This window comes from Paracoccus salipaludis (assembly GCF_002287065.1).
Lineage (GTDB): Bacteria > Pseudomonadota > Alphaproteobacteria > Rhodobacterales > Rhodobacteraceae > Paracoccus > Paracoccus salipaludis.
Genome location: NZ_NSJZ01000009.1, coordinates 92,369 through 110,613 on the forward strand (window position 1 = coordinate 92,369; position 18,245 = coordinate 110,613).

The 18,245-nt window shown below is 68.2% G+C and carries 21 protein-coding genes; 4 read left to right on the forward strand and 17 right to left on the reverse strand.

Translation table 11 applies throughout. The annotated features are described in order from the left end of the window. The first annotated feature begins 22 nt into the window (after positions 1–22). On the forward strand, positions 23–565 hold the full coding sequence (locus tag CK240_RS11595) for a DUF305 domain-containing protein (protein WP_095640500.1): 543 nt from the start codon (positions 23–25) through the stop codon (positions 563–565). Between the two features lie 103 nt (positions 566–668). Here the strand turns inward: CK240_RS11595 and copM are convergent, their stop codons facing one another. Then, the gene (gene copM, locus CK240_RS11600) at positions 669–2,198 is read right to left on the reverse strand and encodes a CopM family metallochaperone (protein WP_095640501.1); all 1,530 of its coding nucleotides are present in this window, start codon (positions 2,196–2,198) and stop codon (positions 669–671) included. Between the two features lie 141 nt (positions 2,199–2,339). Continuing rightward, positions 2,340–2,702, reverse strand: a complete 363-nt coding sequence (locus CK240_RS18975) for a DUF2946 family protein (RefSeq protein WP_205957817.1) — start codon at positions 2,700–2,702, stop codon at positions 2,340–2,342. On the opposite strand from CK240_RS18975, the gene CK240_RS18980 reads away from it, so the two are divergent. Both CK240_RS18980 and CK240_RS11605 read left to right on the forward strand, forming a co-directional pair. Then, positions 2,701–2,934, forward strand: a complete 234-nt coding sequence (locus CK240_RS18980; RefSeq protein WP_205957818.1) for a hypothetical protein — start codon at positions 2,701–2,703, stop codon at positions 2,932–2,934. The two genes, CK240_RS18975 and CK240_RS18980, sit on opposite strands and share 2 nt — an antisense overlap. A gap of 579 nt (positions 2,935–3,513) precedes the next feature. After that, on the forward strand, positions 3,514–4,221 hold the full coding sequence (locus CK240_RS11605; protein WP_095640502.1) for a L,D-transpeptidase: 708 nt from the start codon (positions 3,514–3,516) through the stop codon (positions 4,219–4,221). Positions 4,222–4,314: 93 nt separating this feature from the next. Here CK240_RS11605 and CK240_RS11610 read toward each other — a convergent pair whose 3' ends face one another. The 3 genes from CK240_RS11610 to CK240_RS11620 form a co-directional block, all read right to left on the reverse strand. Further along, the gene (locus CK240_RS11610; RefSeq protein ID WP_095640503.1) at positions 4,315–4,647 is read right to left on the reverse strand and encodes a four-helix bundle copper-binding protein; all 333 of its coding nucleotides are present in this window, start codon (positions 4,645–4,647) and stop codon (positions 4,315–4,317) included. Between the two features lie 98 nt (positions 4,648–4,745). Beyond that, positions 4,746–7,085, reverse strand: a complete 2,340-nt coding sequence (locus CK240_RS11615; RefSeq protein ID WP_420818627.1) for a copper-transporting P-type ATPase — start codon at positions 7,083–7,085, stop codon at positions 4,746–4,748. 126 nt (positions 7,086–7,211) lie between these two features. Beyond that, positions 7,212–7,412 (reverse strand): heavy-metal-associated domain-containing protein, encoded by a 201-nt coding sequence (locus CK240_RS11620; RefSeq protein WP_095640505.1) that lies wholly within the window; start codon positions 7,410–7,412, stop codon positions 7,212–7,214. Positions 7,413–7,536: 124 nt separating this feature from the next. Between CK240_RS11620 and CK240_RS11625 the strand changes: the two genes are divergently transcribed. Beyond that, positions 7,537–8,001, forward strand: a complete 465-nt coding sequence (locus CK240_RS11625; protein ID WP_420818626.1) for a c-type cytochrome — start codon at positions 7,537–7,539, stop codon at positions 7,999–8,001. On the opposite strand, the gene cueR is transcribed toward CK240_RS11625, so the two are convergent. From cueR to CK240_RS11690, 12 genes are all read right to left on the reverse strand, one after another. Then, complete coding sequence (gene cueR, locus CK240_RS11630) at positions 7,998–8,405, reverse strand: Cu(I)-responsive transcriptional regulator (protein ID WP_095640529.1); 408 nt, start codon at positions 8,403–8,405, stop codon at positions 7,998–8,000. The genes CK240_RS11625 and cueR overlap by 4 nt on opposite strands. A 14-nt stretch (positions 8,406–8,419) precedes the next feature. Next, positions 8,420–8,875 (reverse strand): c-type cytochrome, encoded by a 456-nt coding sequence (locus CK240_RS11635; protein ID WP_095640506.1) that lies wholly within the window; start codon positions 8,873–8,875, stop codon positions 8,420–8,422. A 133-nt stretch (positions 8,876–9,008) separates the two neighbouring features. Beyond that, positions 9,009–10,508 (reverse strand): multicopper oxidase family protein, encoded by a 1,500-nt coding sequence (locus CK240_RS11640; protein WP_095640507.1) that lies wholly within the window; start codon positions 10,506–10,508, stop codon positions 9,009–9,011. Between the two features lie 642 nt (positions 10,509–11,150). Then, the gene (locus tag CK240_RS11650) at positions 11,151–11,441 is read right to left on the reverse strand and encodes a hypothetical protein (RefSeq protein WP_095640509.1); all 291 of its coding nucleotides are present in this window, start codon (positions 11,439–11,441) and stop codon (positions 11,151–11,153) included. Between the two features lie 96 nt (positions 11,442–11,537). Then, a complete protein-coding gene (locus CK240_RS11655; RefSeq protein WP_095640510.1) occupies positions 11,538–11,858 on the reverse strand; it encodes a phage head closure protein in 321 nt (106 codons plus the stop codon). A 2-nt stretch (positions 11,859–11,860) separates the two neighbouring features. Next, positions 11,861–12,388, reverse strand: coding sequence for a head-tail connector protein (locus CK240_RS11660; RefSeq protein ID WP_095640511.1), 528 nt, complete (start codon positions 12,386–12,388; stop codon positions 11,861–11,863). Further along, positions 12,388–12,693, reverse strand: coding sequence for a hypothetical protein (locus CK240_RS11665; protein WP_135058832.1), 306 nt, complete (start codon positions 12,691–12,693; stop codon positions 12,388–12,390). The genes CK240_RS11660 and CK240_RS11665 overlap by 1 nt, the downstream gene beginning before the upstream one ends. Before the next feature lie 56 nt (positions 12,694–12,749). Further along, positions 12,750–13,991 carry a phage major capsid protein gene (locus CK240_RS11670; protein ID WP_095640513.1) on the reverse strand — a complete coding sequence of 414 codons (1,242 nt, stop codon included), beginning with the start codon at positions 13,989–13,991 and terminating at the stop codon, positions 12,750–12,752. 11 nt (positions 13,992–14,002) lie between these two features. Then, positions 14,003–14,851, reverse strand: coding sequence for a head maturation protease, ClpP-related (locus CK240_RS11675; RefSeq protein ID WP_095640514.1), 849 nt, complete (start codon positions 14,849–14,851; stop codon positions 14,003–14,005). Continuing rightward, positions 14,848–16,167, reverse strand: a complete 1,320-nt coding sequence (locus CK240_RS11680; protein WP_095640515.1) for a phage portal protein — start codon at positions 16,165–16,167, stop codon at positions 14,848–14,850. Before CK240_RS11680 ends, CK240_RS11675 begins: the two co-directional genes overlap by 4 nt. 16 nt (positions 16,168–16,183) lie before the next feature. Next, the gene (locus tag CK240_RS11685; RefSeq protein ID WP_095640516.1) at positions 16,184–17,905 is read right to left on the reverse strand and encodes a terminase large subunit; all 1,722 of its coding nucleotides are present in this window, start codon (positions 17,903–17,905) and stop codon (positions 16,184–16,186) included. Between the two features lie 34 nt (positions 17,906–17,939). Then, positions 17,940–18,245: phage terminase small subunit P27 family (locus CK240_RS11690; protein ID WP_095640530.1), on the reverse strand; the 306-nt coding region annotated here is incomplete at its 5' end.

Below are 18,245 nucleotides of genomic sequence, written 5' to 3' on the forward strand. Positions count from 1 at the left end.
CAGAACACAAAAGGAGAGCCCGATGTCCTATGCCCGCTTCGGCCTGATGATCCTGACCTCGACGGTGGTCATGTACGGGCTGATGTATCTCAACACCTACGAGCTTGCCCATGTCGCCTGGAGCCAGACGCGCGCCTGGATGGCGCTGATGATGGGCGGCGTCATGGCGGTGATCATGATGGGCTTCATGTGGGGCATGTATGACAAGAAGGGGCGTAATTGGGCCATCCTGGCCGCGGCGGCGGTTGTGGCGGCCGGCGCGCTGTGGTTCGTGCGCAGCCAGGCGACCGTGGGGGACGTGTCCTACATGAAGGCGATGATCCCGCATCACTCGATCGCCGTGCTGACGAGTTCGCGCGCCCATATCCGCGACCCGCGCGTGCGCGCGCTGGCCGACAACATCATCGAGGCGCAGATGCAGGAGATCGCCGAGATGCGGGCGCTGATCGCCGATCTCGATGCAAACCCGATCCCTGATGCCGCCCCGGACCTGCCGCCCCTGCGCCCGGATGATGTCGCTGTGGGCGAGGCGGTCGAGAAGGCGCTGCAGCCCCCCGCGCAGTGAGAGCCTTCCGTAGCTTTCAGCAGCGGTGTCTGCTTCGAGGCCGTGCTCCGGTGCAGCGAGCGGGTGGAGCCGGAAACGCCCGGCTCCACCTTTCCGGATCCGATCAGTTCGGGCTTGCGTAGACGGTGCCGTTGGGACCATCGCCCACCGGCACCGTTCCAATGACGTTCTGCTGCCGCACGTCGATGACCGAAACGCTGTCGTCCGCCGTGTTGGTCACGAACACCAGCGCCCCGTCCGCCGAGACTGACACGCCATGCGCGCCAGGTCCGGTTTTCAGGGTCTTGGCGACTTGTCCTGTCGCGGTATCGATCACGGAAACCGTATCGTTCGGCGCACCCTCCGGCCCCTGGTTGGCCACATAGACGTGCCTGCCGTCCGGGGTCACCATGATTTGGATCGGACCCGGTCCGACCTCGATCTTGCCCAGAACCTCACGCGTGGCGGTGCCGATCACGGCCACGCGGTTTTCGTCGCGCAGCGAGACATACACCTTGCCGCCGTCGGGGGTGAACCCGACCTGGACCGGCGCCGTGCCCACCGGAAGGCGTGCCGTTTCCGTCAGGCTTGCCGTGTCGATGACGGACACGGAGCCGTCCTCGACATTGGCGACGTAAAGCTCGGCACCGTCCGGGCTGAGCCGAAGCCCATGCGGAGAGGCGCCGGTCCCGACGCGGCCGATGACCTCGGTCCGCGCCAGATCGACGACCGCGACCTCGTCGCCGCCCGACAGCGAGACAAAGGCCCGCCCTTGGCCGTCGGCCACGACATGCGCCGGGTGCGATCCGACCCCGACCGTGGCAGCGGGCCGCGACCTGTCCGCCGGATCGAGGATCACCAGAAGACCCTCCGCCCCGCCGTCATCGGCATGGCCATGACCGCCTGCCGCGTGATCGTCTGCGGCAGGCGAGCCGACCGCCAGCAGAAAACGACCGTCCGGCGTCAGATCGACATTGTGGGGCGATACGGGCAGCGGCACCGTGGTCACCGCCCCGGAGTTCAGGTCGATGGCGCTGAGACCGTTGCCGCCCTCGTCCGCCGACCAGACGGTCCCCCCCGTCTTGCCGAAGTCCACGGGCTTCGGGCTGGCCTTCCTGTCCAGCCATGCCTGCATTTCGGCGATCTCGCCTTCCTGCGCTTCGACGATCCGGGCGGCCCATCCCCTTGTTTCGGGATCGTCCCCATATTGCTGCACGATCTTCGCCATGGCGATGGCGCCCTGATGGTGCGGGATCATGCCCCGCACGAAGGCCGTGTCGGGATCGTCGGCCATGACGCCTTCCATCATCGGCCCGTGCATCGCGTCCATGGCGTCCACATAGGCGCGGGTGAAATCGGGAAGGGTCTCGCCGGCATGGGCCGCATCCGGCGCAGCCATCATCCCCTGCATCATGCCGCTCTGCATCATCTGCTGCATGGCGTTCATGCATTCGGAGGGCATGCCCTGCATCATGGTCCGGCATTGCTCGGGCATGCCCGGCATGACCATCGGTCCTGCCGAGGCTGCGGGAGCCTGATCCGCCTGCGCAGGTGGCTGCGGATCGTGGTGGGCATCATGCCCGGCCTGGGCCAGCGCCGCGGCAGGCAGCGCCGTCACGAGGCTGACGGAAAAAGCGATTGCAGTTCGTTTCATCTAGATTCAACTCGTATTCGGACGGGAAGCGGCGTTCTGTGTCGCGCACGGCTTCCTTGTGGATGTTGATGGGCGAATGCGGCGCTCTTCATCTCGGCAAAGCGGCCGGTGGGCACAAGTCCCGACCGGTCGCAAGCGCCGTCAGAGGGCTGCAAACAGGCGCGGAGGCCTCAATATCCGGTCGAGTGCGCGTCCGAAACGATGCGGCCAGACGGACGAGGGGACGTCATCCTCCCATGACGGCTCGACCGAAGACATCGCAGGGAGAACAGCCACAAAGGTGCAAAGCTGAATGCAACAATCATGCGGAAGGGGTGATCCGGGATCGTCGGAACAACCCGTCCCGGCGGCATCTGGCGAGTCCTTGTCCCCAGCCGCATGAAGCTGCGCGCAGGCCTGGTCCGCTATGGCAACGGTCTGGCCGGCATGGGTCATGTGCGCGGCCAAGACGGGCTGAAACGCCGCCTGCAAAGCAAAGACCGCAAATGCCAGCATCAGAAGCATGGCTGCCGCCCGCCGCAGCGGAACCATCGACGATCCGACCAGTGCCGCACGACCGTTCAAGCAACCCTTCCGCCATGTGGCGCCGGCCTGGCCCTTGGGTTCCCGGTCGGTCAGAGCACAGCAACAAGGGTCGGCGGCAGGGCTGCGCCGGCAGACGGTGGACCTGTTCCAGACTCTCACCAGCTTCATGAGCGCCATTATTCCACCGCTTTGTGTCAGGCGCGAGGGTTGAAAGACCAGATGAACCGCAATCGCCCGCGACATGATGTCTTCCGGTGAAGAGTCGCCGCTGCTTGGTGACAATTTCCAGGGGTTGTGGCGGCTCACGACAGTTTGTCATGACGTTGCCGGGTGCGATCTCGACCCGCGGGCAAGGGCTTGGCACCTTTACCCGATGCAGCTGTTTCGAACCATGGCGGTGATCGCTCTCGTGCTCCTGATGCTTCCATGGGGCGCCTCTGCCAGCATCAAGGCGCCACCTGTCGCCGGAACTCAGGAGTTGGCGGCCCGCCAGGCCCTCGCTGGCCCCTCCCGGGCCGGGCCACACGTCAAGGTTGCGTTGATCCCTGCGCCAGCAGAGGCGGAGTGCCCTACGGCGCTGCCGGGCACGCCCTGTCACCCCGAATACCTGTTGCCTGCCGCGAGCGAACCCTGCGACCGCGATCCTGCACGGGAAGGCCGCTGCATTGATCGCAGCCATGCCGGAGCGGGGCAGAGTCCATCGCCCATCTACCGCCCTCCATGGTCTTGCTGAGCCGCGCCGCCGCGCCGCTTGCGCGCACTTCCCCAGCTTCCAGAAGGATCGCCCAACATGATGAATCGACGCAGCTTCGCCCTGGCGGGGACCGCAGGGCTCCTGTCCGCCTGCGCCCGCCCCCTGATGGCGCCGGTCGCCCCGCCTGCGCCGCCGAAGCCGGCCGCGCCGGCCGTTCCCTTTCTGCCGATGCCGGACTTCTACGGCGCCGTTACGGACGAACCCTATCCCATCCCGGCCGTGCCGCCGGGCGTGGTGCCGCCGCATCTGTGGCGGCAGGAGGTCGCCAATCCCTTCCCGAATGAGGCCCCCGGCACGATCATCGTCGATCCCGACGCGGGCCTGCTGCATCTCGTCGAAAGCAAGACCCGCGCGATGCGCTATGGCGCGGGGACCGGCCGTGATGCCTTTGCGTGGTCCGGCGACGCGCGCCTGCAGTTCCGCCGCAAATGGCCGCGCTGGAAAGTGCCCGACGAGATGATCGCGCGCCGGCCGGAACTGGAACCCTATTCGGTCGCCAATGGCGGCATGGCGCCGGGACCGGGCAATCCGCTGGGCGCGCGGGCGCTGTATCTGTTCCAGAACGGCGAGGATACGCTTTACCGCATCCACGGCGCCTGCGAGCCGGAATACCTGGGCAAGGCTGTGTCCTCGGGCTGCGTCCGGCTTCTGGACCAGGACGCCATCGACCTGTATCGGCGCGCACGGCACGGGGCGACAGTGCGCGTGCTGCCCTCCACTCTGCCTGCAACACTTTCGGCGTGATCGGCAGGTGCTTGCAGCACCCATACCGGTTTCTTCCGCCCGCCGAAGCTCCAAGCTGCGGCGGGCGGTGACGCTGGCACGCGCCAGTTGATTTCAAGCCGCCATTTTCCGGCAGCTTTCCGCGCAACGCCGGCAGGCGTCTACGCAGTCCTGCATGTCGCCGACCTGCTCGCAGCTTGCGGCGCATTGTTCGCAGATCTCGGCGCAGACGGCGCAGAGACGCTTGTGGATGTCGCTGCCGGTCAGCATCACGTTGGCCGAGGCCTGGCAGATTTCGGCGCAGGCGATCATCAGCCGGAAGTGCTCCGGCTCAAGATGCTTGCCGCCCACTTCGAGGCAATGGTTCATCGCCATGCCAAGGCAGGTCTTGTGGCAGTCCAGACAGGCCTCGATGCAGGCCTTCATGTCGGCGGATTGATGGGGCATGGAGTTCGCCTTTCCTGTTTGCTGCGCCGGGTTTCATCCGCGAGGGGCGGCGCGATTTCCCTCGCGAAGACAGATGCGGGCGGCTGCGTGATGCCGGGTCACACCCGCACCGTTCTCAGCCGCAGGGCGTTCAGCACGACCGAGATCGAGGATGCGCTCATGGCGAAGGCGGCGAACATCGGGCTGATGAGGATGCCGAAGAACGGAAACAGCAGCCCGGCCGCGATCGGAACCCCGGCCGCGTTGTAGATCAGCGCGAAGAACAGGTTCTGGCGGATGTTCTTCATCGTCGCCTGCGCCAGCCGCCGCGCCCGGACGATGCCGTCGAGGTTGCCCCTGACCAGCGTGATCCCGGCGCTTTCGATCGCCACGTCGGCCCCGGTGCCCATGGCGATGCCGACATCGGCCTGCGCCAGCGCGGGCGCGTCGTTCACCCCGTCGCCCGCCATCGCCACCTTGCGTCCGGCGGCCTGCAGTTCGGCGATGATCCGCGCCTTGTCCTGGGGCAGCACATCGGCGCGGATCTCGTCGATGCCGAGGCGCGCCGCGACGGCCTTGGCCGTGCGCTCGTTGTCGCCGGTCGCCATGATGATGCGGAAACCCAGTTCATGCAGTGCTTTCAGGGCTGCGGGCGTCGTCTCCTTCACCGGGTCCGCGACCGCGACCATGCCGGCGACAGCGCCATCCACCACGACGAACATCACCGTCTCGCCTTCGTCCCGCCGCGCATCGGCCCGCGCGGTCAGGGCGCCGACATCCAGCCCCATGTCGGTCAGCAGCCGGATGTTGCCAAGTGCCACTGGCTTCCCGTCCACGATGCCGCGCACCCCCTGGCCGGTGACGGCCTCGAACTCTCCGGCCTCGACCATCTCCACGCCACGCTCCTCGGCGCCGCGCACGATCGCCTCGGCCAGCGGATGCTCGGACCCGCGTTCGAGCGAGGCGGCAAGGCGCAGGATCGCACCCTCGTCATGTCCCGGTTCGGGCAGCACGGCGACAAGGCGCGGCCGGCCCTCGGTCAGCGTGCCGGTCTTGTCCACGATCAGGGTATCGACCGTCTCGAAGCGTTCCAGCGCCTCGGCGTTCTTGATCAGCACCCCGGCCTGCGCGCCGCGCCCGGTCGCCGTCATGATCGACATCGGCGTGGCCAGACCCAAGGCGCAGGGGCAGGCGATGATCAGCACCGCCACGGCGGCGACCAGGCCATAGGACAGCGAGGGTGCGGGCCCCCAGATTGCCCAGGCGATGAAGGCCAAGACCGCGATCCCGATTACCGCCGGCACGAACAGGCCCGCCACCTTGTCGGCGTATTTCTGGATCGGGGCGCGCGAGCGTTGCGCGTTCGAGACCATCTGGACGATCTGGCTCAGCATGGTGTCGGCGCCCACGCGGGTGGCCTCGATCACCAGCGATCCGGTGCCGTTGATCGTGGCCCCGGTGACCGCATCGCCCGACACCTTCTCGACCGGCAGCGGCTCGCCGGTAATCATGCTTTCGTCGACGGACGAGCGGCCGTCCACGACGGTGCCGTCCACGGGAACCTTGTCGCCCGGGCGGACCCGCAACCGGTCGCCCACCTGCACCGCATCGAGCGGCACCTCGGCCTCGGTGCCGTCGGGGCGGATGAGGCGCGCGGTCTCGGGCGCCAGATCGAGCAGGGCGCGGATGGCCCGGCCGGTGCCTTCGCGCGCGCGCAACTCCATGATCTGCCCCAGCAGGACCAGCGTCACGATCACGGCCGCCGCCTCGAAATAGACGCCGACATGTCCCTCGGCGTCCCGAAAGCCCGCCGGAAAGATCTGCGGCGCCAGCACCGCGGCCACGCTGAACAGCCAGGCTGCCATGACCCCCATGGCGATCAGGCTGAACATGTTCAGATTGCCGCTGCGGAACGATCGCCAGCCGCGCACCAGGAACGGCCAGCCGCACCACAGCACCACGGGCGTTCCCAGGACCAGTTCGATCCACAGCGTCGCCCGCTCGCCGAAGATGCCCCGCACGCCGCCAAGGCCGACCAGCGGCCCCATGGTCAGGATCAGCAGCGGCACGGTCAGCGCGGCGCCGACCCAGAAGCGGCGGGTGAAATCGACAAGCTCGGGATTGGGACCGTCATCCACCATGGCGGCGGATTCGAGTTCCAGTCCCATGCCGCAGATCGGGCAGGAGCCGGCCTCGGTCTGCCGCACCTCGGGGTGCATGGGACAGGTATAGACCGCTCCCCTCCAGCCGGGCGGCACGTGATCATAGGTCTTTCCCGGCTCGGAACGGGCGGCCGTGTCATGGCCGCGCGCGTGGTGTGCGGATGCGCCATGGCCATGATGTTCGTGCCCGTGACACGCGGGACCGGCGGCCGCCCCGGAGGCTTCCGCCTCGGGCACCAGATGCATCCCGCATTTCGGGCAACGTCCGGGGCCGGGCTGCCGGACCTCCGGGTGCATGGGGCAGACGTGGACGCCCTCGGCTGACGCGAGAGGGCGCGGGGAAACATCATGGGACATGGGCTGCTCCTTGACATGGGCCGGGCCAGGCGGGGATCGGTGGGCCCCGCACTGGCGCGGGCGCGCTCAGGCCGCTGTCGGCGCCGCAGGATAGCCTGCGGCCGCAAGCGCGGCGGCGATCTGCTGGCGAGGCAGATCGGTCCAGACCTCGACCTCCCGGCTGGCCTGGTCGATGGTGATGCGGGCCTTCGCATCGACTGACTCGATGGCGCGGGTGACGCCGCGGGCGCAGCCGCCGCAGCTCATGTTGGGAATGTGAAAGCGCATGGGACCTTCCTCGGCTTGTCTCATGCCACCTCATGTGGAGGGTTCCAGCGCGGGAAGGTCAAGACCGGGTGAGGAAATCCGCGCTCGGGTTGACCTCGGCGTCGGCGGCGGCACTCATGCACGCATGATCCCGGAGCCTCCCATCCTCCTGCGCCGGTCCGTCGCCTGGTCGCTTGTCCTTGCCCTGATGGCCCTTGTGGCCTTGGTGATCGTCGTAGCCTGGGCTCATGGCAAGGCCCCCGACCTGCGGCGCGGGGCCGCGCTCTATGCGCAGCACTGCGCCTCCTGCCACGGCGCGCGGCTCGAAGGGCAGCCGGACTGGCAGACGGCTGGCGCGGACGGGGTGCTGCCCGCCCCGCCGCATGACGAGACCGGCCATACCTGGCACCATGACGACGCCATGCTGACCGACTACATCCGCCGCGGCGGGCAGGCGGTGCTGGATGACATGGGCGTGGCGATGACCTCGGGCATGCCGGGCTTCGGTGAGGTGCTGTCGGAGGGCGACATCGCCGCCATCCTCGCCTTCATCAAGTCGCAGTGGCCCCCGCGCATCCGCGCGATCCAGGCCGAGCGGAGCGGCGGCTAGCGTCCGCTCGCGTCGGGGGGCCCTCCCGTCAGCGCGTCGAGGATCGCGCAATCCGGTCTCGCGTCGCCCGCGCAGCTGTCGACAAGCTGCTGCAGGGCCTCACGCAACTGGCCGAGTTCCGCCAGACGCTCGTCCACCTGCGCGAGATGACGCAAAGCGATCTCGCGCACATCCGCACTGCTGCGGCTGGTGTCCGCGCTCAGGGTCAGAAGCTCGCGGCAGTCCTGGAGCGGGAAATCCAACCGCCGCGCGCGACCGAGAAACGTCAGACGCTGCACATCCTCCGCGCCAAAATGCCGGTAGCCGTTCGCGCCCCGCTGCGGGGACACGAGGCCGATCTCCTCATAATAGCGAATGGTCTTCGCGCTCAGGCCCGAAGCGCGGGCGGCTTCGGTGATGTTGATCCCTGTCCCGCCCATCATGAGATGCCGTTCGCCCGTTGCAGTTCCCGCACATAGGCGATGATGGCGGCAAGCTCGCCATCCGTCAAAGGCTGCTCGACAGGCGGCATGTCGCCGAAGGACCAGTGATGTGCCCGCACGCCGTTCCGCGCCGCCAGCACGAAGGCCATGTCGCCGTGGTGCGACGGCTCGTAGATGCGGTGCACGAGCGGCGGCGCGATTCCCTCCTGTCCGGCGGCATCCGTGCCGTGGCAGGAGGCGCAGGCTGCGGTGTAAAAGATCTCGCCCTGTTGCGCCTGTGCGGAAAGCTCCGCCGGCACGACGACCTGCGCCATGGGTGCCCCAGGGGCTGGGGCGGTCGCGCCGGATCGGGTGGCGAGGCTGGTGGCGCCGCTGCTGCGGGTCTCGCTCCAATACCAGCCTGCGGCGGCAATGGCGGCAACAGCCAGCACGCCGATCAATCCCTTGTTCATGATCTCATCCTTTGTCTTCCTGCGCCCGCTCTGCGGCGGCACGGCCGACCAAGTCGGCCTTCAGCCATACCGACAGGGCGCCTTGTAAACCTGTCTTGCCACCGGAAAGCGGCTGCCTTCGGTGGCGGCTGTCTCAGGCCGTGACGGCGAACTCGGTCATCATGCCGGTGAAGAGATGCGGCATGTGGTGGCAGTGCAGCATCCAGCGCGCGGCTTCGCCAGCGTCGAGCGCCACCGTCACCATTGCCATCGGCGGCACATAGACCGTGTCCCGGAGCGCGCCGGCAATCACCCGTCCGTTGACGTTCACCACCTGGAACACATGGCCATGCAGGTGCATCGGATGCCCCATCATCGACATGTTGTGGAAGGTCAGGTGCACGCGCTCGCCGGTCCGGGCGGTGATCGGCATGTGGTTGCCCCAGGTCCGGCCGTCGATGGTCCACAGGTAGGGCTGCATCGATCCGCCGAGCATGATCATGTGCGCGCGATCCGCGGGCCGTGCCGCCAGCGACGTATCCGCATCGGCAAGGGCGGCGCGCAGCAGCCCCTCCTGCGCCAGGTCCATGTCGAAAGCGCCGCTGGCGCTGTCGCTCAGCGTCTCGATCCGGGGCACCGAAGCGCCGGGGGTGGCAAGGACGATCCCGGTCCGCTCGCGTGCGCCTTCGCGCAGGGCGAGGATCGGGAACGCCCCTGCATCGGGAATGTCGATCTCCAGGCCGAGCCTCTGGCCCATGGCCAGCCCGAAGCGCGTGCCGTTGACAGGCGCCACCGGATGCCCGTCGACCGCCACCAGCCGCGCGGCGATCCCGCCGGTGTCGATCCAGAAGGACGTGGCGGCCGCCGCGTTGATGACCCGCAGCAGGACGCGCCCCCCGCGCTCGACCGCGACCACCTCTGGGTCCGCCAGCGTGCGGTCGTTGGCCAGATAGGCGTCGAACTCGATGTCGTTGAGGTCCATGGCCATGCCGCCCATGCCGGCATGCCCCGATGCCCCCATCGCCATCCCCGGCATCATCATGCCGGAATGGTCCATGCCGGCCATGGCCCCATGCCCGGCCGCGGGCGCGCCCATGGCGGCCATGTCGTGGTGCCCGCCGCCTTCCACCAGCTCGGCCATCACCTCGGCGGGCGAACGGAACGAGAAGTCGTGCAGGAACATCACGACCTCCTGCCGATCGGCCGCCAGATCCTCGGGTCGGCGCACGATCAGGGGCGCGGCCAGCAGGCTCATCTCCTGCAGCGGCACATGGCTGTGCATCCAGAAGGTGCCGGGCAGCGGCGCATAGTCGAAGCTGCGGGTTTCGCCCGGTTTCATCAGCGGCAGCGGCAGGTTCGGCACGCCATCCTGTGCATTGGGCGGGATCTGCCCGTGCCAGTGGATGATCGTGTCCTCGTCCAGGGCGTTGGTCAGGTCCACCCGGAAACGCTGTCCCGGATCCAGGATCAGCCCTTGCCGGCCGGCGCCGTTCGTCAGCCCCATGACGGTGGCGGCGCGGCCATCGACCTCGATCACGCGGGTCGTGGCGGTCAGGGACAGCGGTTGTTCGCCGGCCGCAGCAAGGCGGGGCCATGCGGTTGTTGCGGCCATGGCGGCGGATGCGGCCAGAAAGCCGCGGCGTGTCAGTGTCATGTCAATAAATCCATCAGCCCCGCAGGGCAACGCTCGGACAGGAACCGCTGTGCGGCTCCGCTCGGGAGGCGTTCAGATGGATCTGGGAGGGCGGTCGTCCGGGTCGGTCAGCCGGCCCGGCAGGACCACCGCCGACGGAAACCAGAGCGCAGATACGGCGAAATCCGCCGGCAGTGCATCCAGAGGCTGCGGCCAGTCTGCGAGAGACCCGACGCAGGCGATGACGCAGGCGCCCGACATGGGCTGGCCGTCCAAGCCACAATGACTGGCAGGTCCGTTCTGCTCGTGCAGTCCCGCCACTTCCTGATGGCAGGATACGGGTGCCGCCGCCGCGCTGTGCACCATCGCGGCGCGCGGCAGCACGCCGGCTAGAATGATGGCGGCCATTAACAGGACGGAGAAAAGGAGACGGGGCATTCCGTTACGGGCGATACTTGGACTCTGTGGGCGGTAGTTGAACCTGCTGCAATTTACGTCCCCAAGGCTTTCGCTGCAACACACCTCTCGTTGCAGTCCCGTTCACCCGCGAAATCGTCCACTGGACGGTTTCCGCGGAAAGCCTGTTCACCCTCGAACTCCGCGCCGCGCCTGCGCACGAAGCCCTCGGATCGGGGTGGGTTCATCGGATCCTCCTTCCGCCGCTCAGCCGACCTTGCAGCCCCAGAAGGAGGTGTGATCGGCGGCGAAGTAGCCGTCCGCGACCCGGAAGTTCCCCTGCAGCTCGACGGTATCGCCCGCAGTCAGCGGCACTAAGGTCTGCAGCCAGATCGCAGTGGCGAGCGAGACGTGGGTGGCGGAGATTTCACCGAGGGAGCCGCGGATTTCGGTCGTGCCGTTCAGCACGAGCCGCCCGCGCATGCGCGGCGTGGCGCCGGCGTTGATCTTGTAGAGCAGCGTTGCGCGGAAGAGGTAGGTGCCGCCGACTGGCGCCACGAGATGGTTGTTCGCGGCGTCGAACGCCCCCTGATCGTTGTAGAACCTTGGATGTGGCTTTCGGCAAGCCTCCCGCCTGACCGAGCCTTAGCGCGGTCACCCCTCCCCCAGCATCTCGAAAAACCCGCCATCCTCGCTGGGGCGGGGGTCTTCCTTGAGATCGAAGATCACCCCTCCAACCACGGCGCGCCATTCCGAGGTGATCCCTACGCTCTGCGCGGACTGCCGCACGGTGATGATGACCGGCGCCTTCGACACCAGCCTCGCCTGCATGACGGCTTCAGAGCCGCGCAGATAGCGGACATGCGCCCAGGGGGTAAATCGATCCTCCCAACCCTCGATGACGCCGCCCATGTCGGTCTCGATCAGGACATGGGCCTGGAAGGTCACGCGCTGATTGAGCCGCCCCGCCTCCATGTTCACAGCCGGATCCTGCGATACGGCGCCAGCAGCGCCTCGACGGCGAAGGGCAAGGCGTTGCCTGTGCCCGTCACCTGTCGATGCTCGTACCACTGCGTGACGAGCAGCAGCATGGCCTGGCGGATGGCGGCCGGCACATCGGCGGGGGCGCCATAGCCGGCGGTGAAGGTAATTACCGCAGGGCGCCCGAGACCTGATCTCAGACGCAGCAGCGGGCGCTGATCCTGCAGGATGAGCTCGTGGGTCAGCTCGCCCCCTTCTTCATCACTGAACATCGCACTGTCGACCACGCTGTCCGGAAACGGCAGCCGGACCGACCGGGGGACGGCCGCCAACTCCGCGCGCCAGGTCTGGGTGACGAGGCAGCGGCCGAGGATCCCGGCCGGGCCGTCGAGCCAGGCGGTGGCCGCATCGATGTAGTGCTGGATCAGCAGGTCCTCGTCGTCGTGACTGACACGCGCCTGCGCCTTGACCTCGGCCAGCGTGATCAGCGGTGCGGCCGGCGGGGTAACGAGGACCAGCCGCATCAGTCTGGGGCCTTTCCATAGACTGCCCGGTCGATACCCTGTCCGGTGAAGTCGCCCTCATCAGGGCGCACCCGGTTGGGGTCGTTCCAGTCAATGGCGTTCTGCGCGGCCGTGGTTCCGGCGCGCGGATTGGCATCGGCGCTCTCGTGGCTCACATCGACGGCGTCGGTGATTGCGGGTTCGATGATCGCGCCCGAGGCGTCCTCCAGCGCTGCCGCCGGCGCAGGATCAGCGACACCGTGGGTGCAGTTCTCGGTCGCAGCCGCATCGGCTTTCATTGCGGCATCAGTCTTCTTCACAGCCATGATGGCCTCCATTCGGACAAGGGTGGGCGGCCCGGCGCAAACGCCGGGCCGCTGGCTCAGGCTGCGGCCATCCTGAGGACCCGCAGCATCTCGGGATTGAGCAGTCCGCCGCCCACGCGCTTGGTGGTGTAGAAGTGGACGTAGGGCTTGTTGGTGAAGGGATCGCGCAGCACCCGCACACCGGTGCGGTCGACGATCAGGTAGCCGCGGCGGAAGTCGCCGAAGGCCAGTGGCATGGCTCCGGGTGCGACGTCCGGCATGGCCGCCATCTCGGTCACGGGATAGGCCAGCACGCTCTGCGGCTGGCCTTCAGTGAAGGAGGGCTGCCAGAGGTAGTTGCCCTGGCCGTCCTTGAGCTTGCGGATGCCGGCAAGGGTGTTGCGGTTGGCGACCAGACGGGCGTTCTGTGCCGCCTGACTGGGGAGCGAATAGACCAGGTCGATCAGCTCGTCGGCGGTGATCACCGTAGCACTCGCGGCGGTGATGGTCGGGATCGCACCCCAAGGGTGCGCTGCCGCCTTCGAGCCGCCCTCGGCATAGGTCAGGACCCCGGACGGCTTGTTGACGCCGTCACCGGCCACGAAGGCGATGCCCTCCTGGTAGGCGAACTCGGCCTCGATCTCGCTGGCGATCCACTGCTCGAGGTTAATCGCGGCATCGTCGAGCATCTGCTGGGTGGCGCCCGGGTTGGCGTAGATCTCGCCCGGGGTGTAGTCGAGATGCCCGAAGGTCGGCGTGCTGGTCTGCGGCCGCGGCGCGGTCTCGCCGACCCAGCCCGAGCCGAAGCCCTGGGCCGAGAAGAGCTTGCGGAAGCCCGCGCCCGAGATCGTCTGGACGGAGGCGATCTGGCGCATGGGCGAGACCTCGACCAGCTTGTCGGTGATAGTGCGGTCCCATTCGATCGGCGCCAGGTAGCCGCCTTCGGCGTCAGCGCCCTTGTTCAGCGCCGCCGAGACGTCGCCCTTGCGGAAGTGGGCGCGGAAGGCCTCGCTGTAGGCGGCATCGACCGGGCCGGCCGCCATCCCGCTGCCACCGATCCGCAGGGCTGCGATCTGCGCGGCCTGCGCATCCATGGCTGCCTGCAGCTCGCCGACGGCCGCATTGATGCGGTCCACCTTCTCGGCCCGGACCACGTCTTCCTGGCCTTTGCGGAGCGCGGCCAGCTGATCACTGTGCTCGGCCTTGAAGGCCTCGAAACTCTTCTGCAGCTCGGCGAAGATCAGCTTCGGATCGCCGCTGGCGTCGGCGCGCAGGGCGACGATCCCGCGCGTGAACGCAGGGTGGGACATCATGGTCATGGGATTGCCTCTCAGGTGAGCGTCTGGATGAGGGACCGCGCGAGGGCGGTCCAGTCGTCGTCAGCGCGCGGCATGACGTGTGTGGCAGCGCCCGGCGTGCCGCAGAGTTCGGCCAGGAGCGCGCGGCGTTCCGACCGGGGAATGTTCTGGCGGGCGAGCAGCGTGTCGATCCGGCGCAAGGCGCTCTGGGCTTCGGGCTGCGCGCCTGCATCCCGGGTCACATCGGCGGCCAGGAGCCCGTCGGCCAGCCCGGCTTCCACGGCCTCGGCGCCCCCGAACCATCGCTCGGCGTCCATCCAGGCGGCCGCTTCTGCCGGATCGACCCCGGCCTTGGCGGCGTAGACCTCGGCCATGGCGGCGTCGAACGGTGCCATCAGCCGGGCCGCCTCTGCCAGATCGTGGCGGTTGCCGACCGACACCGCCCAGGCATTGTGGACCATCAGGAAGCCCGCACGGGCGATGCGCAGCTCGTCCCCGGCCATGGCGATGACCGAGGCGGCGGAGGCCGCGAGCCCGAGGATGCGGACGGTGATCTGGCGCGGATCGACGCGCAGCAGGTTGTAGATCGCCACCCCCTCGAAGAAGTCGCCGCCGGGGCTGTTGATGTCTAGGGTGACGGTATCGGCGTCGATCGCGCGCAGGGCTGCCGCGACGCGTCGGGCGGTGACGCCCTCGCCGGTCAGGCCATCGGCGCCGATGACATCGAGGACGGTGATGGTGCTGGTGCCGTAGGCTGTCTCCGGACCGGAGCTGGCGCGGAGGCCGGGCGTCCACTTCTCCAGCAGGGCCGGATCGGGATCGTATGCCTGTAGCTTCGGCGGGCGCGACAGGCTGATCTCGGGCGTGCTGCGCAGCGTCATGGGCCTCTCTCCTCGGTTGGTGGCGGCGTGTTGTCAGCGCCCTGGTCCGGCGTCGCTGGCGCCGTCATGTTGGGCGGCGGATAATAGACATCGCCGCCGTCACGCGGGTTCTCGTCCTCGAGCGTGCGGATCTCGTTCGGGCTCCACACCCCCCATTGCAGACCTTTGACGTAAGCCTCCCAGCGGGCCTTGATGTCGCCCTTGACCAGCGCCGCCCGGTTGAAGCGGGCATAGAGATCGTCGCGGCCCGGGGTGATCAGGTCCCGGGCGATGGTCTCCTCCCAGGTCGTCAGGTGATCCTCGAGCGTGTAGGCGACAAAGCCGATCGACTGCTGCTCGATGCCGGTGCCCCAGCTCGTCGACTTCTCGGTGTCGCCGATCATGTGCGGCGGAACCCCGAAGAACATGGCGATGTCGGCGCGGGTGAACTTCCGGCTCTCGATCCATTGCGCATCCTCGGCCGTCATCGCCATGCGCGCGTAGTCCATGCCCTCCTCGAGGATCAGATGCCGGCCCTCCTGCTCACCGCCGGCGCGGAACTCGTCGAGCCCGGCCTTGAGATTGGCCACCGCCTCCGGCCCAAGTCGCCCGGGATGGCGCAGGACGCCCGAGACCCGGGCACCGTTACGGAAGGTCGAGGCGCCGTGCTCCTCCATGGCGAGCGACAGGCCGATGGTCTCGCGGGCATGGGCGATGACCGAGACGCCGGTGATGCCGTCGAGCGTCATGCCGACGAGGTGGAAAATCTCCCCCTGGCCGAGCCGGACCCGCGTCCCGTCGCGGCGGGTGTAGACATATTCCAGCGACAGATCGTCCCGCTGGCGACAGGACACCCGGTCGGGCTGCAGCGGGATCAGCTCGCGGACCTCTCCCCGGGTGCGGACGATCATCGCATAGGCATTGCCGCGCAGGAGCAGATGGGTCTGCATCATGCGGCGGAACTGCGAGGGTGTCTGCCAGCGATTGGGTCGGCGCCGCAGCAGGTGCCAGAGCGGATCGTCAGAGGCATCCTCCCGGGTGCGGTCGTCGATGCGACGGCGCAACTGCAGCGGCAGCGTGGCGACCGCGCCCGCGATGATGCGCACACAGGCGTGGACGGCGGCCACCGTGAGCGCGGTCTCGGGCGAGACGCTCACCCCGGCAGCCGTGGCAGCCCCGCCGCGGAGGACCTGCTCCAGCTCGGCGGAGGTATGGACCACCGTGCCGCCCATCGAGCTGAGGGACGCCTGCGGGTGCAGGTCCGGCTGCGGCAGATGCACGGCACCAGCCGGCGCCGCGCTGTCACGCGCGCCGAAGAGACGGGACCAGAGGGACATGCGTCAAAAAAACCTGTCAAAGCAGCATCGGCCCGCGGGCCTGGTAGACCGAGCGACCGGCCGCCTCGTCGCGCATCATGGCCCGGCCAAGCGCGTTGCAGAGTGCCACGATCCCGTCGATGCGCTCGCTTGAGCGCTCCTTGTCCGGCTTGATGTTGCCGGCCGGGTCATGGCGGACGGCGACGTTCGAGGCATTCCAGCGCAGCACCGGATGGCCGCCGTGCCAGAGCAACCGCGAGACCGCGAGCCGCTCAAGTTCCGCTGTGGGTGCCGCCATGCTCAGGAACCCCTGGCCGAACTGGACAAGGGGGATCCCCTCGTCCTGCAGATGCTGGACGATCTCGCCGGCGAAGGTACGGTCGTAGGCAAGTTCGCGCAGATCGAACCGGCCGGCGAGGCTGACGATCTCCGCCTCGATGAAGGCGAAGTCGGTGGCGTTGCCGGGGGTGGCCACCAGGAACCCCTGGTCGCGCCAGACATCATAGGGCACCCGGTCGCGCCGGGCGCGGCGCCCGATGTCCTCCTCCGGTACCCAGAAGCGCGACAGTACGATCCACTTGTCAGCCAGGCTCCCGAGCGCCGAATCCCGCGTCGGCGGAAACAGCAGCAGGAAGGCCGAGAGGTCGTTGACCCGGGCGAGGTCGAGACCGCCATAGCATTCACGTCCCGCAAGCAGGCCTTCGAGCCGCTCCAGGTCCGCTGCAATCGTGGCGCCGCTGGTCTCCGGCGCAAGCCCGCCTTCCGCCCAGACCTCCGTGTCGAGCCAGCGGGTGACCTGTTCGGTCCATTCATTCAGGCGCAGCCGGCGGATCGCGTTCTGTTGCGCCGGCATCTCGCGCGCCTCGTCGATCTGGCGCTTCAGATCATCCGGCTTCACCGTCACGCCAAGGCTCGGGTTGGCCTTCCCCCATACCTTCGGGTCAGTCCAGTCGTCGCCGGCGTCGATGGTGGCGATGAAGGCAAACCACGGATCCGCCGTCTCGTGGGGCAGCGTCCCCTCCAGCACCTTGACCGAGAACTCGTGATGCTGGCGACAGACCGAGTGGCGGTCATGCCCGGCGGTGGTGATCTCGAAGATCAGCGGCTGGCGGCGCGCGCCCGTCGCCGTGTTGAGCTTCTGGATGATCTCGGGACCCGGATGCTCGTGCACCTCGTCCACGGCGGCGAAGTGCACGTTCAGCCCGTCCATCTTGCTGGCATCGGCCGACAGTGGCCGGAACCACGAGGCGGTCGGCAGTACCGCGAGGTTGTTGACCGTGCGGGTCACGCGGGCCGACAGCGCCGGGCTGGCCGCGACCATGCGTTCCGCCTCGCCGAAGACGATCCGCGCCTGGTCACGGGTGGTGGCCGCGGCATAGACATGCGCCCCGGCCTCGCCATCGGCGATCAGCGCGTAGAGCGCGATCCCGGCCAGCAGCGCCGACTTGCCATTCTTGCGCGCCACCTCGACATAAGCCGTTCGGAACCGTCGCAGGCCGTCCGCGCGCTTCCAGCCGAAGATCGAGCCCACCACGAACTGCTGCCAGGGCTGCAGATCGAAGGGCTGGCCCGCCCATTCGCCCGTCGAATGCCGCAGGTGGCTGAAGAACTCGACCGCGTGCAGCGCGGCCGCAGCGTCCCAGACCAGGCCGCGGGATGCGCCGGTCTTCAGATCGTCCAGGTGGCGCTGGCAGGCCAGGCGCGTCAGGTGACCGGCCACAACCTTGCCGGCTACTACCTGCTTCGCCCATGCCGTCACCGGGCAGGCCGGAGCATTCCGAGTAGAGCCAGATTTACGCGCGGGTGCCACGGTTCAGAAAGTCCTCGAACGGATCGCTGGACTCGGCGGGCGCCGCCGTGCGGATCCGGCTGCGGCTCGACGGCGTCAACCCGAACTCGCTCTCGATCTGCCCCATCTGCGCCAGGCATTTGTTCGCCACCGCCAGAAACGGATTCTGGATGATGTTGCCGCCCACGGTCTTCACCACAGGGCCGCGGCGCTTTACCTCCGCCTCGGCGTCGAGCCAGCGCCGCCAGATCACCACGTAGCGGGCCAGCGCCCCGGCATCGAGTTCGGTCATCACCCCGTGCCGGGCCAG

Coding starts and splice junctions, on each gene's coding strand:
- CK240_RS11595 (WP_095640500.1), top strand. CDS start 23: ATGTCCTATGCCCGCTTCGGCCTGATGATCCTGACCTCGACGGTGGTC.
- copM (WP_095640501.1), bottom strand. CDS start 2,198: ATGAAACGAACTGCAATCGCTTTTTCCGTCAGCCTCGTGACGGCGCTG.
- CK240_RS18980 (WP_205957818.1), top strand. CDS start 2,701: ATGGCTGCCGCCCGCCGCAGCGGAACCATCGACGATCCGACCAGTGCC.
- CK240_RS18975 (WP_205957817.1), bottom strand. CDS start 2,702: ATGCTTCTGATGCTGGCATTTGCGGTCTTTGCTTTGCAGGCGGCGTTT.
- CK240_RS11605 (WP_095640502.1), top strand. CDS start 3,514: ATGATGAATCGACGCAGCTTCGCCCTGGCGGGGACCGCAGGGCTCCTG.
- CK240_RS11610 (WP_095640503.1), bottom strand. CDS start 4,647: ATGCCCCATCAATCCGCCGACATGAAGGCCTGCATCGAGGCCTGTCTG.
- CK240_RS11615 (WP_420818627.1), bottom strand. CDS start 7,085: ATGCACCCGGAGGTCCGGCAGCCCGGCCCCGGACGTTGCCCGAAATGC.
- CK240_RS11620 (WP_095640505.1), bottom strand. CDS start 7,412: ATGCGCTTTCACATTCCCAACATGAGCTGCGGCGGCTGCGCCCGCGGC.
- CK240_RS11625 (WP_420818626.1), top strand. CDS start 7,537: ATGATCCCGGAGCCTCCCATCCTCCTGCGCCGGTCCGTCGCCTGGTCG.
- CK240_RS11635 (WP_095640506.1), bottom strand. CDS start 8,875: ATGAACAAGGGATTGATCGGCGTGCTGGCTGTTGCCGCCATTGCCGCC.
- CK240_RS11640 (WP_095640507.1), bottom strand. CDS start 10,508: ATGACACTGACACGCCGCGGCTTTCTGGCCGCATCCGCCGCCATGGCC.
- CK240_RS11655 (WP_095640510.1), bottom strand. CDS start 11,858: ATGGAGGCGGGGCGGCTCAATCAGCGCGTGACCTTCCAGGCCCATGTC.
- CK240_RS11660 (WP_095640511.1), bottom strand. CDS start 12,388: ATGCGGCTGGTCCTCGTTACCCCGCCGGCCGCACCGCTGATCACGCTG.
- CK240_RS11665 (WP_135058832.1), bottom strand. CDS start 12,693: ATGGCTGTGAAGAAGACTGATGCCGCAATGAAAGCCGATGCGGCTGCG.
- CK240_RS11670 (WP_095640513.1), bottom strand. CDS start 13,991: ATGACCATGATGTCCCACCCTGCGTTCACGCGCGGGATCGTCGCCCTG.
- CK240_RS11675 (WP_095640514.1), bottom strand. CDS start 14,851: ATGACGCTGCGCAGCACGCCCGAGATCAGCCTGTCGCGCCCGCCGAAG.
- CK240_RS11680 (WP_095640515.1), bottom strand. CDS start 16,167: ATGTCCCTCTGGTCCCGTCTCTTCGGCGCGCGTGACAGCGCGGCGCCG.